The organism is Rahnella sp. 1L-D-7-B-C2, assembly GCF_057290995.1.
This window is the reverse complement of the sequence record NZ_JBXAVQ010000001.1, coordinates 582,400-597,313: the sequence shown is the minus strand read 5'-3', so window position 1 is coordinate 597,313 and position 14,914 is coordinate 582,400. Positions and strand designations below refer to the sequence as shown.

16 protein-coding genes are annotated in these 14,914 nt (G+C 55.0%); 8 read left to right on the top strand and 8 right to left on the bottom strand.

What is annotated here, in order from left to right; translation table 11 throughout:
* Positions 1–78: 78 nt before the first annotated feature.
* Positions 79–1,545 carry a molybdate ABC transporter ATP-binding protein ModF gene (modF, locus tag AC0Z7K_RS02645; RefSeq protein ID WP_485612662.1) on the bottom strand — a complete coding sequence of 489 codons (1,467 nt, stop codon included), beginning with the start codon at positions 1,543–1,545 and terminating at the stop codon, positions 79–81.
* A 122-nt stretch (positions 1,546–1,667) separates the two neighbouring features.
* A complete protein-coding gene (gene modE / locus AC0Z7K_RS02640; protein WP_485612660.1) occupies positions 1,668–2,450 on the bottom strand; it encodes a molybdenum-dependent transcriptional regulator in 783 nt (260 codons plus the stop codon).
* 173 nt (positions 2,451–2,623) lie between these two features.
* On the opposite strand from modE, the gene AC0Z7K_RS02635 reads away from it, so the two are divergent.
* From AC0Z7K_RS02635 to modC, 4 genes are all read left to right on the top strand, one after another.
* The gene (locus AC0Z7K_RS02635) at positions 2,624–2,779 is read left to right on the top strand and encodes an AcrZ family multidrug efflux pump-associated protein (RefSeq protein WP_112166616.1); all 156 of its coding nucleotides are present in this window, start codon (positions 2,624–2,626) and stop codon (positions 2,777–2,779) included.
* Positions 2,780–3,011: 232 nt separating this feature from the next.
* Positions 3,012–3,782 carry a molybdate ABC transporter substrate-binding protein gene (gene modA / locus AC0Z7K_RS02630; protein WP_485612658.1) on the top strand — a complete coding sequence of 257 codons (771 nt, stop codon included), beginning with the start codon at positions 3,012–3,014 and terminating at the stop codon, positions 3,780–3,782.
* Entirely contained in the window at positions 3,782–4,471 is a 690-nt protein-coding gene (gene modB, locus AC0Z7K_RS02625) for a molybdate ABC transporter permease subunit (protein WP_413528311.1), read from the top strand. The genes modA and modB overlap by 1 nt, the downstream gene beginning before the upstream one ends.
* 1 nt (position 4,472) lies before the next feature.
* Entirely contained in the window at positions 4,473–5,534 is a 1,062-nt protein-coding gene (gene modC / locus AC0Z7K_RS02620; RefSeq protein WP_485612656.1) for a molybdenum ABC transporter ATP-binding protein ModC, read from the top strand.
* Here the strand turns inward: modC and AC0Z7K_RS02615 are convergent.
* Positions 5,531–5,794: a helix-turn-helix domain-containing protein gene (locus AC0Z7K_RS02615; protein WP_485612655.1), complete on the bottom strand. Its 264-nt coding sequence runs from the start codon at positions 5,792–5,794 to the stop codon at positions 5,531–5,533. The two genes, modC and AC0Z7K_RS02615, sit on opposite strands and share 4 nt — an antisense overlap.
* Positions 5,795–5,935: 141 nt before the next feature.
* Here AC0Z7K_RS02615 and AC0Z7K_RS02610 point away from each other — a divergent pair, with 141 nt between their 5' ends.
* Positions 5,936–6,196, top strand: coding sequence for a helix-turn-helix domain-containing protein (locus AC0Z7K_RS02610; protein ID WP_413528318.1), 261 nt, complete (start codon positions 5,936–5,938; stop codon positions 6,194–6,196).
* 69 nt (positions 6,197–6,265) lie between these two features.
* Here the strand turns inward: AC0Z7K_RS02610 and AC0Z7K_RS02605 are convergent, their stop codons facing one another.
* Positions 6,266–7,087: a pyridoxal phosphatase gene (locus tag AC0Z7K_RS02605; protein WP_485612653.1), complete on the bottom strand. Its 822-nt coding sequence runs from the start codon at positions 7,085–7,087 to the stop codon at positions 6,266–6,268.
* 207 nt (positions 7,088–7,294) lie between these two features.
* Here AC0Z7K_RS02605 and pgl point away from each other — a divergent pair, with 207 nt between their 5' ends.
* Positions 7,295–8,296, top strand: a complete 1,002-nt coding sequence (gene pgl / locus AC0Z7K_RS02600; protein WP_485612651.1) for a 6-phosphogluconolactonase — start codon at positions 7,295–7,297, stop codon at positions 8,294–8,296.
* 250 nt (positions 8,297–8,546) lie between these two features.
* Entirely contained in the window at positions 8,547–10,058 is a 1,512-nt protein-coding gene (locus AC0Z7K_RS02595; RefSeq protein ID WP_413528316.1) for a methyl-accepting chemotaxis protein, read from the top strand.
* A gap of 97 nt (positions 10,059–10,155) precedes the next feature.
* On the opposite strand, the gene AC0Z7K_RS02590 is transcribed toward AC0Z7K_RS02595, so the two are convergent.
* From AC0Z7K_RS02590 to AC0Z7K_RS02575, 4 genes are all read right to left on the bottom strand, one after another.
* A complete protein-coding gene (locus AC0Z7K_RS02590; protein ID WP_485612650.1) occupies positions 10,156–11,466 on the bottom strand; it encodes a putative acyl-CoA thioester hydrolase in 1,311 nt (436 codons plus the stop codon).
* Positions 11,467–11,588: 122 nt separating this feature from the next.
* The gene (locus AC0Z7K_RS02585; RefSeq protein ID WP_485612648.1) at positions 11,589–12,071 is read right to left on the bottom strand and encodes a kinase inhibitor; all 483 of its coding nucleotides are present in this window, start codon (positions 12,069–12,071) and stop codon (positions 11,589–11,591) included.
* Positions 12,072–12,108: 37 nt separating this feature from the next.
* A complete protein-coding gene (locus tag AC0Z7K_RS02580) occupies positions 12,109–12,804 on the bottom strand; it encodes a type 1 glutamine amidotransferase domain-containing protein (RefSeq protein WP_485612647.1) in 696 nt (231 codons plus the stop codon).
* Between the two features lie 41 nt (positions 12,805–12,845).
* Complete coding sequence (locus AC0Z7K_RS02575) at positions 12,846–13,883, bottom strand: NADP-dependent oxidoreductase (protein WP_485612645.1); 1,038 nt, start codon at positions 13,881–13,883, stop codon at positions 12,846–12,848.
* Between the two features lie 271 nt (positions 13,884–14,154).
* Here AC0Z7K_RS02575 and aphA point away from each other — a divergent pair, with 271 nt between their 5' ends.
* The gene (gene aphA, locus AC0Z7K_RS02570; protein WP_485612644.1) at positions 14,155–14,868 is read left to right on the top strand and encodes an acid phosphatase AphA; all 714 of its coding nucleotides are present in this window, start codon (positions 14,155–14,157) and stop codon (positions 14,866–14,868) included.
* Positions 14,869–14,914 lie beyond the last annotated feature (46 nt).

Below are 14,914 nucleotides of genomic sequence, written 5' to 3'. Positions count from 1 at the left end.
ATAAAGCGGCAGGCAGGGGAGGAAAGTGCGGGGAAAATGAAGAAAACAGGCCTTCCGTACCTAGAAGGCCACCACGTTTTAACGTTGTTCGATCTGGTACCGGTAGATATCGCCGTCCGCAATAAAGCTCAGACGATGCGTGATGCACTCAGGCGCATCTTCAGCGTGGTGCGATACGAACAACAGCTGGGTTTCTCCTTCGCCAATCAGAATATCGACAAAGCGGCGCACCAGCTGGCGGTTAATCGGATCCAGCCCCTGCAAAGGTTCATCGAGGATCAACAGCGCAGGGTGTTTGACCAGCGCGCGGGCGATCAGCGCCAGACGCTGTTGCCCCCAGGACAGGCTGTGGAACGGCGTATCTCCGGCTGCGCCACCGAGACCTAGCAAGGCCAGCCACTGGCTGGTGAGTAGACGTTGCCGGTCTGAAACCGCCTGATAAATGCCGATGGAATCGAAGAAGCCGGAGGTAATCACGTTACGCACGCTGGTGCTGACGCGGTAATCCAGATGCAGGCTGCTGCTGACATAACCGATGTGGCGTTTGATATCCCAGATAGTTTCGCCGCTGCCGCGACGGCGGCCAAACAGCGTCAGATCGTTGCTGTAACCCTGCGCGTGGTCGCCGGTAATCAGGCTCAGCAGGGTCGATTTACCTGCACCATTTTGCCCGGTGATCTGCCAGTGCTGGCCGTGTTCGACCTGCCAGCTCAGATTGTGCAGGATTGGCTTGTCGTCGTACTGCACCACGCCGTTGCGCAGCACAATCAGCGGGCAGTCGGCAGGCGGACTGACGCGGGCAGTCGGATCTTCCGCTTCCGGGACCGCCATGCCGCTCAGGCTTTCGCTGTGGGCCAGCTGCGCCACCAGCGCATCGGCCATCACCTGTTTGCGCGGGCCGACGGAGGCCAGCGTGCAATCGGCCAGCACGCCGACGTTCTGCACAAATGCAGGAATATCATCGAAACGGTTCAGCACCAGCACCATGGTCTGACCCTGTCCGGCCAGCGTGGCCAGCAACTCTGCCAGCTGGGCGCGCGCATTGACGTCGAGGCCGTCGAAAGGCTCGTCAAGCACCAGCAAGTCAGGCTGTTGCATCAGCACCTGGCACAGCAGCGTTTTACGGGTTTCACCGGTGGAAAGATATTTGAAACGGCGGTTGAGCAATTTCTCAATGCCAAACTGCGCGGCGAGGGCGGCACAGCGCGCCGGATCCTGCACCTCTTCCTGAATGATTTCAGCAGTAGTGCGGCCGGTATCGTCTTCACCTTCACTGAGCATATCGGTGTTGTTACGCTGCCATTCATCGGCCACCAGTTTTTGCAGTTGCTCGAAGGAAAGCCGGACGATGTGGGCAAAGCTGTTTTCTCGGGTGCCTTTTAGCAACGTGAGGTCGCCCGCCAGCGCGCGGGCCAGTGCGGATTTTCCGCTGCCGTTGGAGCCAACGAACGCCCAGGTATCAGCCTGCTGAACAGTGAGATCGGAAAGTACGAGGGTTCGGGTATCGCTCAGACGGAAAATGCCTTGCGAAATATGTAACGACATTTTTATCCCTTAATTCGAAATAATTATAAATTAAGGGATAAGCGCTGAGGTTCTCCGAGTCAATTGACAATTCTGCAAAGTGTCAGCGCTGATTCTGCAAGATTCTGATTATCAATGTTTTTTCAGCATAGCGTGGCAATAATCACTTTGTCATCATCAAACTGGGCAAACGCCGTCTGGCCGGTTTCCAGCTTCAGCGTATCCATTTCCACGTTCGGCACCGTGGCGCACAACGTCTCGCCCCCGGTGAGTTTCAGCAGCACTTCGCTGTTCACATCGCCGCGCTGAATGTGGGTCACGTCGCCCTGCAACGCGTTGTGTGGATTTTCGGCGCTGAACCCGAGGGTTATCCACGGCGCTTTGATCAGCACCAGCACTTCCTTGCCGGGCGTCAGCGTCAGACGGTCGGCGCTTTGCTCGGTAATGGCGGCGCGTATTTGTGTTTTCCCGTCGGCCAGCATCACATTGATATGCTGCTGCACGCTCTCATGGCTGCGTTCTACCACCTTGCCGAAGAACTGATTGCGCGCACTGGTCTGTAACGAGAAACGGGAAATGGCGGCCAGCAGGCTGTCGAGAGGCAGGGAATCTTCTTTAAGTACATCAAACGCTTTTTGCTGGATCTGCGCCAGCAACTCGTACAGCTGAATTAGACGTTCGCCGTAAGGGGTAAGGATTGCGCCGCCTCCGCCTTTGCCGCCGGTGCTGCGATCTACCAACGTTTCATCCGCCAGCTGGTTCATCTCGTTGATGGCGTCCCACGCGCTTTTGTAGCTGATGCCTGCCAGTTTTGCGCCCTGGCTGATCGAGCCGGTGTGGCGTACCTGCCGCAGTAATTCGATACGGCGCGGGTCGGCAAATAGCCGCTCTTGTAGCCTGAGGGTTAACAGAATTTCAGCTTGCATATCAGCTTCCTTAATAGACGAAGATGTATTGTCGCCGTTATACCCGTCCGCAGGCAAGTTGGCGAAATGCTAAAGTAATTCCCGCCCCGTACTGCTATTATCTGTGACAGTCTGTCATACAGTTTATGAACATCGCCGCCGTTGTGCGATCCAGCCAGTCAAGTGAGGCTATCATGTTAGAATTAATCGAAAGTTTGGTATTTGCTGCCATCATGGTGCCGGTCTTCATCGCGGTGATCCTGGGTCTGATCTGGGGGCTGGGCACAGTCTTCAACGTTATTTCCGTTATCGGCCACTCTAAAGAGTCCCGCAGTAAGCCTCATTACTGAGTTGTCGTGAAGCAGTCTGAATCTGAAGAACCCGGCCATTGTGCCGGGTTTTCTTTTTTCTGCGGGCAGCGCAAACCCCTGAAAAAATATTTACCGCAGCCAGATCAACAAACTTCAAGTTCTGCCAGTTTCCGCCGATAAATCAGATGACAACCCATTTTCCTGCGCTATATTGTTGCCTACATAACGCATCATGTGATGTATGAATAACAGATAACAGGCGAGGAAAACGATGAAAGCTTCCTGGACAACATTATTTACGGCGACCGTGCTGATGGCAGGGCTAAACGTGCAGGCGCAGGCCGCAGACAAAATTACGGTCTTTGCCGCGGCGTCGCTGACCAACGCGTTGCAGGACATCGCGACGCAGTATCAGAAAGAGAAAGGCGTGCAGGTGGTGTCTTCTTTCGCCTCGTCTTCTACGCTGGCGCGTCAGATTGAGCAGGGCGCACCGGCGGATCTGTTTATTTCAGCCGATCAGCAGTGGATGGATTACGCCATCGGCAAACAGCAAATTGTCGATAACACCCGTTATACTCTGCTCGGCAATGAGCTGGTGCTGGTTTCTGCGAAAACCAGCAAAATCGATAAAGTCGATATCTCTGAAAAAACCGAGTGGCTGAAGCTGATTGGCGACAGTCGCTTAGCCGTCGGCGATCCGGACCACGTCCCTGCGGGGATTTATGCCAAAGAAGCGCTGCAAAAACTGGGCGCCTGGACCGTGCTGGAACCTAAACTGGCGCGCGCCAGCGACGTTCGTGGCGCTCTGGCGCTGGTCGAGCGTGAAGAAGCCCCGCTGGGTATCGTCTACGGTTCTGATGCCGTCGCCAGCAAAAAAGTGAAGGTTGTCGGCATCTTCCCGGCTGCAAGTCATAAGCCGGTGGAATACCCGATGGCTATTGTTAAAGGCCACGAAAATCCGACGGTCAGCGCGTTTTATGATTACCTGAAAACGCCTGCTGCCGCTGAGATCTTCAAACATTATGGATTTACGCCACGCTGATGATGTTGAGTGAATATGAGTGGCAGGCGGTCTTTCTCAGTCTGAAAGTATCGAGCCTGTCCGTAGTTTGCAGTCTGCCACTTGGTATTCTGATGGCGTGGATCCTGGTCCGCTGCCGCTTTCCCGGCAAATCCCTGCTCGACAGTATTATCCATTTACCGCTGGTGTTACCGCCAGTGGTGATTGGCTATTTGCTGTTGGTGGTGATGGGGCGACGGGGCGTGGTGGGCCAGTGGTTATATGACTGGTTTGGGTTTAGCTTCAGTTTCAGCTGGCACGGCGCGGTGCTGGCCTCTGCCGTTGTGGCGTTTCCGCTGATGGTGCGCGCTATCCGCCAGTCGCTGGAAGCCGTGGATCCGAAACTTGAGCTCGCCGCACGCACGCTCGGTGCCTCGCCGTGGCGGGTGTTTTTTACCATCACCTTGCCGCTGTCGGTGCCCGGAGTGATCGTCGGCGTAGTGCTGGCGTTCGCGCGTTCGCTGGGCGAATTTGGCGCGACCATCACCTTCGTCTCAAACATCCCCGGCGAAACCCGCACCATTCCGCTGGCCATGTACACCCTGATTGAAACCCCCGGCGCAGAAGGCGCGGCGGCACGGCTGTGCGTACTGGCGATCCTGTTGTCTCTTGCGGCGTTACTGATTTCCGACTGGCTGGCGAAACGCAGCCGCACGCGGCTGGGAGGCTGACATGCTGGAACTGGATTTCAGTCAGCAGCTCGGTGAGCTGAATTTGCAGGTGACACAGACGTTACCGGCACAGGGCATCACCGCGATTTTCGGTTTGTCCGGCGCGGGGAAAACGTCGCTTATCAACGCCATCGGCGGTCTGACCCGGCCCGACAGCGGACATATTTCGCTCAATGGCCGGGTATTATCTGATGCCGACAACAAAATATTCCTGCCGCCTGAGAAGCGACGCGTGGGCTACGTATTTCAGGACGCGCGCCTGTTCCCGCATTATCGCGTGAAGGGCAACTTGCAATATGGCATGGCGGCGTCCATGCGCGGCCAGTTCGACAGCATAGTACAGCTGCTCGGCATTGAATCTTTGCTCGATCGCTTTCCATTGATGCTCTCAGGCGGTGAAAAACAGCGCGTGGCGATTGGGCGTGCGCTGCTGACGGCGCCGGAAATTCTGCTGATGGATGAGCCGCTGGCGGCGCTGGATCTCCCGCGTAAACGCGAGCTGATGCCTTATCTTGAGCGGCTGGCACAGGAAGTCAGTATTCCGATTCTGTACGTCACGCACAGTCTGGATGAAATTCTGCGGCTGGCGGAAAAAGTGCTGGTGCTTGACGGTGGCAAAGTGCTGGCGATGGGCAATCTGGAGGAGGTCTGGGCGAGCAATGTGATGCGCCCGTGGCTGCCAAAAGAGGAGCAAAGCAGTGTGCTGAACGTCAGCGTGCTGGAACATCATCCGCGCTACGAAATGACCGCGCTGGCCATTGGCGATCAGCGGCTGTGGATCAGTAAAGTCGATGAAGAACCGGGGACGCCTTTGCGGGTGCGGGTTAATGCTACCGACGTTTCACTGGTGTTGCAGCCGACGGCCAATAACAGCAGCATTCGTAACGTCCTGCCTGCGCAGGTGCTGGAATGTCTGGACGTGGGTCATCAGGTGGAAGTGAAACTGGCGATGGCCGGCCACATTATCTGGGCACGCATTACACCCTGGGCGCGGGATGAGCTGATGATCCGCGCCGGACAATGGCTGTATGCGCAGATCAAAAGCGTGTCGTTAAACCGTTAAGCTTTTGACGCGTTAAAGGTTTCATACAATGCCAGAACCTGTTCGGCAAAGTCGTCGTCCAGAATATAGAAATAGCATTCAGGCACGTTCAGCACGCGGGCAAAGTGACACATGGTGTCGAAGTTCGGGCTGTACGTGCCGCTCTCATATTGCGACACCCTTGAGCGCGCCGTGCTCTCATCAATTCCGCCCAAAACGCCCAGTTTTTCCTGCGTGAGGTTGGCTTTTTTACGTGCTGATTTCAGTCGGTGAGCGATCATAGTCAATAACCATATAAACTGTATTGACGTCATGTTAAGCATCCCTTAACATATTGTTGTTTAGAGTTACTGAACGATGTTACTGGAAAGAGTAGACCACATTTCAATGACAGTACCGACAAAAAAGGAAGAACGATGAAAATGGAAAATGACTGGCATCCGGCGGATATCATTGCCGGACTGCGCAAAAGGAAAACCACGCTGGCTGCGGTCTCCCGTGAAGCCGGTTTAGGATCGTCAACGCTGTCCAACGCGCTGGCCCGCCCCTGGGCGAAGGGTGAGAGGATCATCGCCCAGGCATTGGGTGTGCCGCCTTCAGCTATATGGCCAAGCCGTTATTTCGACGAAAATCACCGTTTAATTCCGCGATGCATCAGGTCGGAAAAGAAAAAGACGGACTGACAAAACCTCTGGATTATCCTAAAACGCCTTCCTCAATGACAGAAGAGGGCGTTTTCTTTTATGGCCGCATCAGCTCAGCACTTTACTGCGGATAACGTCCGCAATGCCCGGCGTTTCATGGTCGCCAATCACCAGCGCGGCACGCTCTTTAATGGCATCCGCTGCATTGCCCATTGCCACGCCTAACCCGACATTTTCAAGCATGCTCAGATCGTTGAAATTATCCCCAAAGGCGATTACGTTCTGCATACTCATACCCTGAGATTCGACCCACTCCTGCAAACGACGGCCTTTACTGTTGCCGCCTTTGGCGACGTCGACCTGATCGTGCCATGACCATTCGCAGGCCAGACCCAGTTCGTTTTCCACCTGCGCGGCAAAAGTATGCAGCGCATCGAGATCCTGATGTGACGTAGCAAATTTCCACACCGAGTGCGCATCGTCGGCCGCGTCGCGCAGGCTATTGACCTGTACGATGTTTGGGCGCTGGCCTTCCGGCAGTGTTTCGCCCCAGGCGATGGAACGGCTGACGTGGCCACTCGGTTGCTGGTAAAGCATCGCGTCATCGACATAGAGCAAGCCGTGAATGCCGTGATACTCGAGCAAATCGACCACTTTTTTGGCCTTCACTTTATCCATAGGGTCGGACGTCAGCACCTTACGTGCCTGATAATCATAGAGATAGGTTCCGTTACAGCAGATGGCCGGGGTGTCGAGTTGCAAGGCCTGATAAAACGGATGGATCGCCACGTGATGACGCCCGGTGACGATAACGACTTTGATACCCTGAGCACGGGCGTCGGCCAGCGCGGACAAAGATTCAGGCAGGATGCGTTTTTGACGGTCGAGCAGCGTACCGTCGAGATCGAGTGCGATAATGCGATAAGTCATGGTCAGTCCATCATAAAGTGAGAGGATCGAAGAAATTATCACCATGTTACCGTGTTAAGCCTGCTAATTAAACCTACAAACCCGCCAGACGTGGTGCAGTGAATGCCTTGCCGGCTCCCCGGTTTATTTAGGGCGTGGAGGGTTTGGGGTTGTTGGGTTATCCTGAACTACGCTTTCAAATCTAATGAGATTTAATAAGGAGTTGTGATGAAGCAAGTTGTCTACGTTGCCAGCCCTGATAGCCAGCAAATCCATGCATTTCGTCTGGCGGACAGTGGTGAACTGAGCCTGCTGCAAACCGTGGAAGTGCCGGGACAAGTTCAGCCGATGGTTATCCATCCTGACGGCCACCGCCTGTACGTAGGTGTGCGTCCTGCGTTCGGCGTTCTCACTTACCGTATTGATAGTGAAGGTAAACTCGAAGAAGCATCGATGGCACCGCTGCCGGGCAGCCCGACGCATCTGGGAATCGATCTTCAGGGGCGCTTTGTGTTCTCGGCTTCCTACAGCTTCAATAACGTCAGCATTCATCCGCTGGATGAGCAGGGCCACGCACTCGCTCATACGCAGGTGCTGGAAAATATTCAGGCACCGCACTCTGCCAATATCGATCCGACCAACCAGTTGCTAATGATCCCCGCGCTGAAAGAAGACCGTATCCGTCAGTTCGATTTCAGCGTCAGCGGTGAAGCTACGCCGCATGATTCCGCTGAGCTGCGCACCGCCGAAGGTGCCGGTCCGCGCCACATGGCCTTCCACCCGAATCATCATTTCGCTTACTGCGTGAATGAGCTGAACAGCAGCGTGGACGTGTATCAGAAAGACGTCACCAGCGGCGAATACCGCCAGGTGCAGACGCTGGGCATCATGCCTGCCGATTTTACCGGCACCTGCTGGGCGGCCGACCTGCACATCACGCCTGACGGCAAATTCCTGTACGCGTCAGATCGTACCGCCAGCCTGATCTCCGTGCTGACCGTGTCCGAGGATGGCAGTGTGCTTGAACTGGTGGGGCATCACGCCACGCAAACGCAACCGCGCGGGTTCAATATCGATCACACCGGCAAGTTTGTTATCACCGCCGGTCAGAAATCTGACGCCATTGAAGTCGCGAAAATCAACCCTGAAAACGGTCAGCTGACGACGCTTAAAACCTACAGCGTAGGTAAAGGCCCGATGTGGGTGAGCATTCTGGAAATTCGTGGATAACAGAATCATTAATTAACGAGTTTAATGATTTGTTTGATATTGATGAATAATACCGCCACGTAATAATGATCAAGCCCCTGTATTAGGGGCTTTTTTGTTTCCTGAGCATCCCGTGCCATTGTTAAGACTTATTTTTATTACCCTCTAAACATTGTGCCTACCCGGTCGATAACTCTCCCGTTATTCACTCATTCTTCAGTGGCCCCGCCACTGTCAGAATCAGTCCATTTTGGAAATCAGGGAGAAAAAAATGAACGTACTTTCAGGGATCGCTGGCCGGGTTCGCCACGCCAATATCGCTAATAAACTCGGTGCCGGTTTTGCGCTGGTTCTGTTGCTGGGTTCCCTCGTTGCCGTATCCGGCATTTACCATCTGACCAACATCAATGAGCGGGCAGAAAAAGTGACGCTGCTAAAAACCGTTAACGATCTGCTGAGCAGCGCGAAGTTTTCCCGTCTGTCCTATATGGCGACCAAAGACCCTAAATTTGTGGAAGAAAACGCACAGGCGCTGGATAAGCTGGAAGCGAGGCTGGCGGATGTCGCCGCCTATTCGTGGGATGCCCGTGACCTTCCACTGGAAGAGGCGATGCCGGAAAACATCCGCCGTTATCGCGAAAGCTGGCAGCAAACGCTGAATCCTCCGGCCGGAAGCGACCCGAAAGAGATTGCTGCCCAACTCGCCGCTGCCGGGCTGGCGCTGACCTCGGCCTCCAACACCATGCTCGATCACGAAATTGCCAACACTCATCATGAAGTCAGCCAGACCATCAGTGAAATGGTGGGCATCGTCATCGCGACCATTATTGCCGGTGCTTTGATTTCATGGCGCATGACCCGTCAGCTGACCCTGCCGCTGCGCCGGACCTTAGCGACGGCAGAACGCATTGCCGCCGGTGATTTATCGATGCACGTCACCAGCCACAGTTCTGATGAGGTTGGCCAGCTGAGCCGCGCCATCGAAGGCATGAATAAAAATCTGCACGGCATCATTGGTAATATTCGCGAAGGGGTCACGCAGGTGACGCGTGCCTCCAGCGAGATTGCAGCGGGGAATATTGATCTCTCTGCGCGCACCGAAGAGCAAGCGGCTGCGCTAGGCCAGACCGCCGCAAGTATGGAACAGCTTACCTCTACGGTTAAACAAAATGCCGACAATGCCACACAGGCCAGCCAGCTGGCATCCGATGCCGCAGACACCGCCGCACGCGGAGGCAAACTGGTCAGCGACGTGGTGGGGGTGATGAAAGAAATTGCGGTGAGTTCGAAGCAGATTTCTGAAATCACTACCGTGATCAACGGCATCGCGTTTCAGACCAACATTCTGGCGCTGAATGCGGCCGTCGAAGCCGCCAGGGCGGGTGAGCAGGGGCGCGGATTTGCGGTCGTCGCCAGCGAAGTGCGTAGTCTGGCACAGCGCAGCGGTCAGGCAGCGAAAGAGATAGAAGGGCTTATCCAGAAATCAGTGGTTAATGTGAACAACGGTTCGCAACTGGTAGCCAAAGCCGGAGACACGATGGAGGACATCGTCGGTTCCGTGCGCCACGTCACCCAGATTATTCATGAAATCGCATCGGCGTCGGACGAGCAAAGCCGTGGGATCAGCCAGATTGCGCAGGCCGTAGCGGAAATGGATACCGTGACACAGCAGAACTCGGCGCTGGTGCAGCAGTCTGCCAGTGCAGCGGCATCGCTTGACGAACAGGCGGTGAATCTGGAACGGACAGTTTCAGTATTCAGGTTGGGTAATGAGATGGCCTGAGTACTGAACGAGGAATAAAAAAGCCGCCGGAGTTATCTCCTGCGGCTTTTTCTTTATCAGACCTGCGACGTCATCAGACCCTTGTTATCACTGCAAATTACTTCGCTGGCTGAGTCAGCACGTTGTTGTACTGCCACAGGCGGTTGAAGTTAGGATCGTTCAGGTCGCGCTGCTGTTTTTCATCTTTCGGTACGTTGCCGGCGAACGGACGGCCTGAGAACGCCGCGGCGCCCCACGGGTTCATCTGGTCGTAGCTGTTATCGAAGTTGCTGTCGCGGATCACCAGCTGGCTGTTCGGTGTGGTGCCCGGAACATAACCGCCTTGTGCAACGCCTTCATCCCATGCGCGGCCCATTTTGGCTTTCGCGGCTTGCTCGAAACCACGGTCACCGGTCAGATTGCTGTCAGTGACCAGGAAACCGTAGGGGGCGTTCGCCGGAGTGTTGGGCGCAAAGATGGACGCTTCTTTCACGCCACGGCTGCTGACAGTGTGGAATTCAACATGGTCGAAGACCGCCACGGCACGGCCAAACACGTAATCCACGTCGCCGACGATCAGGCTGTTGTGCACATAAGCGCGGCTATAGCGTTTGTTATCGGTTTGGTTATGGATGTTGGCAGTGTTTACCATAAAGGTATTCTGACGGCCAATCAGACGTACGTTGTCGATAACCACGTTATCGCCATCAGTACGCAGCGCAACGGCGGAGTGATCGCCCGCGTCAACGGTATCGAGCAGGGCATTACCGATGGTCAGATTTTGCAGTTGCAGGCCGTTACTCTGTGACCAGACGGTCGCGGAACAGCCGGTGCCGATGGTTTCAGTCGTCTGCGTCGCACAGTTCTGGAACATATAGTTCGCGCGGTCGCCTGGCAGGAACTGGCCATTAGGACTGACGGTAGAACGGTATGTGGCCGGTGTGCTGGTGGCTTCCAGACCCTGAGACAGCGTGACGTCAGAAGAGCTGTTGCCTGCGCCGAATAAGGTTACTGGCGGAGAGCCCGCCGGGATGTAAACCGCGCCAGAGTAGGTACCTGGCAGGATTTTGATGAAGATGCGTTCACCGTGGTTACGCACGGCCAGTGCGGCATTGACTGCCAGTTGTACGCTGGAATAGGCTGCGCCGTCGGTGCCTAACTGCGGGCCGACCACGAAGTCTGTTTTCACACCGTCAGTGCTGACCAGTTTCGGGAACCAGCTCTGTTGCTGAACCTGCAAAGAAGGGCCGCCAAAGGCCAGATATTTTTTCGCTGTAAAGTTGGCCGCTTCGTCCGCAGATAACACGGGCAGGGACGCGGTGCCGGGAGCAACCTGGCTGGATTTGCCTTCATGGCTGCTGCTACATGCCGCCAGAAACAGGCCGGCAGACAACACGGCGCACGCGCGCGACAGGGTGGAAATTTTCACTGTGACTGACTCCTTGATGAAGAACATTTATTCTTTTTTTCAATGTCGCGACGAAGGCCGCAATAAAAAAACGGTGGTCAGCAAAACTGACCACCTTTTCTGGTTCTTTTATACCACAGGAATCAGCTATATATCACTGTCAGTGATGCTTTGCCGAGCGTATGGAAATGGACGTTGAAGCCGAGATAGGCACCGCTGGCTTCTTCGTTAACTTCAAGCTGCTCTACATCGAGAGCATATACGGTGAAATGATAGTGATGATGCTCGCCCTGCGGAGGTGCGGCGCCGCCATATCCGGCTTTGCCGAAGTCCGTGCGAGTCTGCACTGCACCGGCAGGTAAACCGCCTTTACCCGAGCCTGCGCCCTGCGGCAGCTCCGTCACGTCAGCCGGAATATTGGCGACGCCCCAGTGCCACCAGCCGGAGCCGGTAGGTGCATCGGGATCATAGACGGTTACCACAAAACTTTTGGTGCCTTCCGGTGCGCCGGACCAGGCCAGATGTGGCGACAGGTTGTCGCCGGTGTAGCCCATTCCATTGAAGACCTGCGTTTCCGGCATTTTCTCGCCGTTGCGCAGATCGTTGCTGGTCAGTGTAAATGCCATAAAACCCTCATCTGATGGTGTATTGTTATCAGCCAGATTACTTGGCGACTTCGCCTCCGCCCAGCATTTTCAGCAACGCTTTCGCGACGGCGGTGGAAGAGGCCGGATTCTGACCGGTGATAAGCTTGCCGTCGGTCACCGCATACGGATACCAGTCGGCTGCTTTACTGTAATCGCCGCCGTGTTTTTTCAGCTCATCTTCAACCAGGAATGGCACGATGTCAGTCAGACCTACGCCGTCTTCCTCGCTATTGCTAAACCCGGTGACGCGTTTATCTTTCACCAGCGGCGTACCGTCTTCCAGCAGCACATTGCGCAGAACCCCCGGCGCATGGCAGACCGCGGAAACCGGCTTGCCCGCTGTCCAGAATGCCTGAATTAATGCAATAGAATGTGCATCTTCTGCCAGATCCCACAACGGACCGTGACCGCCCGGATAAAACACCGCATCGAAATCACCGGCTTTCACGTCTGCCAGTTTTACGGTATTCGCCAGCGCGTGCTGTGCGTCTTTATCTTTACGGAAACGGTCGGTGGTCCCGGTTTGTGCATCCGGTTCATCGCTTTTCGGATCCAGCGGTGGCTGGCCGCCTTTCGGTGAAGCCAGTGTCAGCGTCGCGCCCGCATCCAGAAATTCGTAATACGGTGCGGTGAATTCTTCCAGCCAGAAGCCGGTTTTCTTGCCGGTTTCGCCGAGTTTATCGTGCGATGTCAATACAATCAGTAATTTCATGTTACCTCCTGTGGACGTGAGTAAAGCGTCGTTATCCGCTATCAATCCTGCCCGACACGGACCACCAGTTTGCCGAAGTTTTTCCCCTCAAGCAGTCCGAAGAATGCCTGCGGTGCGTTTTCCAGACCTTCAACCACATGTTCGCGGAACTTCACTTTTCCGTCTTCAAACCATTCACTCATTTGTTTGGCGAATTCGGGATAACGGTGGCCGTAATCATCAAAAATGATGAAGCCCTGCATGCGCATACGTTTCTTAAGGATAGTCCCGGTCAGCAGCGAAAGGCGATCCGGGCCGTCGTTCAGGCCGGTGGCGTTGTACTGCGAGACTAAACCGCATACCGGAATACGCGCTTTGGTATTGAGCAACGGCAGCACGGCGTCAAATACCGCGCCGCCGACGTTTTCAAAATATACGTCGATACCGTCCGGGCAGGCGGCTTTCAGGCGCTTATCCAGATCGGGTGCGCGGTGATCCAGACATTCGTCAAAACCAAAATGTTCGACGGCGTAGCGGCATTTTTCTTCGCCACCGGCGATGCCGACCACGCGACAGCCTTTGATCTTACCTATCTGCCCGACAAGCGATCCGACCGGGCCGGTTGCGGCGGCCACCACCAGCGTTTCGCCGGGTTTAGGTTCACCAATATCCAGCAGACCCATAAAAGCGGTGAAGCCCGGCATCCCAAGCACGCCCAGCGCCAGAGAAGGTTGTTTGAGGGCTGCGCCTTCCAGCTTTTTCACGGTGTTGGCGTCGGCCACTGAGTAATCCTGCCAGCCGGTGCTCCCGACCACCAGATCACCGGTTTTAAAGTCCGGGCTGTGTGATTCCACCACGCGCGACACCGCGCCGCCGGTCATCACTTCGCCGATTTGTACCGGCGCGGTGTAAGAGGGTGCATCACTCATGCGGCCGCGCATGTACGGGTCGAGTGAAAGCCATACGGTGCGCAATAAAAGCTGACCGTTTTGGGCCTGCGGTAAAGGGGCTTTTTCGAGACGGAAGTTATTGTCAACGGGCTTACCGTGAGGGCGTGACGCCAGTACGATGCGGCGGTTTTCGGATTGTAATTGAGGCATACCTGTTCCTTTCCGTTTGTATATAAGAGAGTTAAAACTCGAAACAATAGGGAATAAGTATAGGCCGCATAATCTTGTTTGAATGAAGCGTCTGATGCTCTCTGTCAATAAGTCAGACGATTCTCCCCTAAAGTGTGATCATCATCTTTTCCTATGACACCCGCCGAGAAAACCCTTTCCCTCTGAAATTTACGCAGGTATGTTCGGTAAGATTTTTGACCAGTTGCTCCACTTTATCTTCAAGATTAATAAGCATAAAAAAGGGATCATGATGCGTAAAACCACACTGGCACTGAGTGCCATTTGCCTGCTGCTCAGCCTTAATCACTCCGCTATTGCCAAAGAGTCCGCGCCTGCGCCGCTCTATCCGGGCGTCAACGTGGCGCAGCTCGCGCAGCAGTCACCGGTTCACTGGGTGTCCGTCGCGCAAATCGAAAACAGCCTTAACGGGCGTGCGCCGGTGGCGGTAGGTTTTGATATTGATGACACCGTGCTGTTCTCCTCGCCTGGGTTCTACCGCGGCCAGCTGGAATTTTCGCCGGGCAAACAGGATTACCTGAAAAATCCGCAATTCTGGGAGAAAATGAACAATGGCTGGGATGAGTTCAGCATGCCGAAAGAGGTGGCCAAAAGCCTGATTACGATGCATCTCAAACGTGGCGACAGCATCTACTTCGTGACCGGACGCAGCGAAACGAAAACCGAAACGGTCACGAAAACCTTGCAGGATGATTTCCAGATCCCACAAGACAAAGTGAATCCGGTGATTTTCGCGGGTGACAAAGCCGGGCAGAACACTAAAACACAGTGGCTGAAAGACAAACAGATCAAGATTTTCTACGGTGACTCCGACAACGACATCACCGCCGCGCAGGCTGCCGGCGCCCGTGGCATCCGTGTACTTCGCGCCTCTAACTCCAGCTATAAACCTCTGCCGCAGGCAGGCGTCTATGGCGAAGAAGTCGTGGTAAATTCAGAGTATTGATAGTCTCTGACTCTGCGATTTCCCCCCTTAAAATCCAGTGAGGGTA

What these genes read in the sequence shown, in the direction of transcription:
- AC0Z7K_RS02610 (WP_413528318.1), top strand. Translation starts at nt 5,936, where the DNA reads ATGGAAAATGACTGGCATCCGGCGGATATCATTGCCGGACTGCGCAAA.
- AC0Z7K_RS02635 (WP_112166616.1), top strand. Translation starts at nt 2,624, where the DNA reads ATGTTAGAATTAATCGAAAGTTTGGTATTTGCTGCCATCATGGTGCCG.
- modC (WP_485612656.1), top strand. Translation starts at nt 4,473, where the DNA reads ATGCTGGAACTGGATTTCAGTCAGCAGCTCGGTGAGCTGAATTTGCAG.
- AC0Z7K_RS02595 (WP_413528316.1), top strand. Translation starts at nt 8,547, where the DNA reads ATGAACGTACTTTCAGGGATCGCTGGCCGGGTTCGCCACGCCAATATC.
- AC0Z7K_RS02580 (WP_485612647.1), bottom strand. Translation starts at nt 12,804, where the DNA reads ATGAAATTACTGATTGTATTGACATCGCACGATAAACTCGGCGAAACC.
- AC0Z7K_RS02605 (WP_485612653.1), bottom strand. Translation starts at nt 7,087, where the DNA reads ATGACTTATCGCATTATCGCACTCGATCTCGACGGTACGCTGCTCGAC.
- modA (WP_485612658.1), top strand. Translation starts at nt 3,012, where the DNA reads ATGAAAGCTTCCTGGACAACATTATTTACGGCGACCGTGCTGATGGCA.
- modF (WP_485612662.1), bottom strand. Translation starts at nt 1,545, where the DNA reads ATGTCGTTACATATTTCGCAAGGCATTTTCCGTCTGAGCGATACCCGA.
- AC0Z7K_RS02575 (WP_485612645.1), bottom strand. Translation starts at nt 13,883, where the DNA reads ATGCCTCAATTACAATCCGAAAACCGCCGCATCGTACTGGCGTCACGC.
- AC0Z7K_RS02615 (WP_485612655.1), bottom strand. Translation starts at nt 5,794, where the DNA reads ATGATCGCTCACCGACTGAAATCAGCACGTAAAAAAGCCAACCTCACG.
- modE (WP_485612660.1), bottom strand. Translation starts at nt 2,450, where the DNA reads ATGCAAGCTGAAATTCTGTTAACCCTCAGGCTACAAGAGCGGCTATTT.
- aphA (WP_485612644.1), top strand. Translation starts at nt 14,155, where the DNA reads ATGCGTAAAACCACACTGGCACTGAGTGCCATTTGCCTGCTGCTCAGC.
- modB (WP_413528311.1), top strand. Translation starts at nt 3,782, where the DNA reads ATGATGTTGAGTGAATATGAGTGGCAGGCGGTCTTTCTCAGTCTGAAA.
- pgl (WP_485612651.1), top strand. Translation starts at nt 7,295, where the DNA reads ATGAAGCAAGTTGTCTACGTTGCCAGCCCTGATAGCCAGCAAATCCAT.
- AC0Z7K_RS02585 (WP_485612648.1), bottom strand. Translation starts at nt 12,071, where the DNA reads ATGGCATTTACACTGACCAGCAACGATCTGCGCAACGGCGAGAAAATG.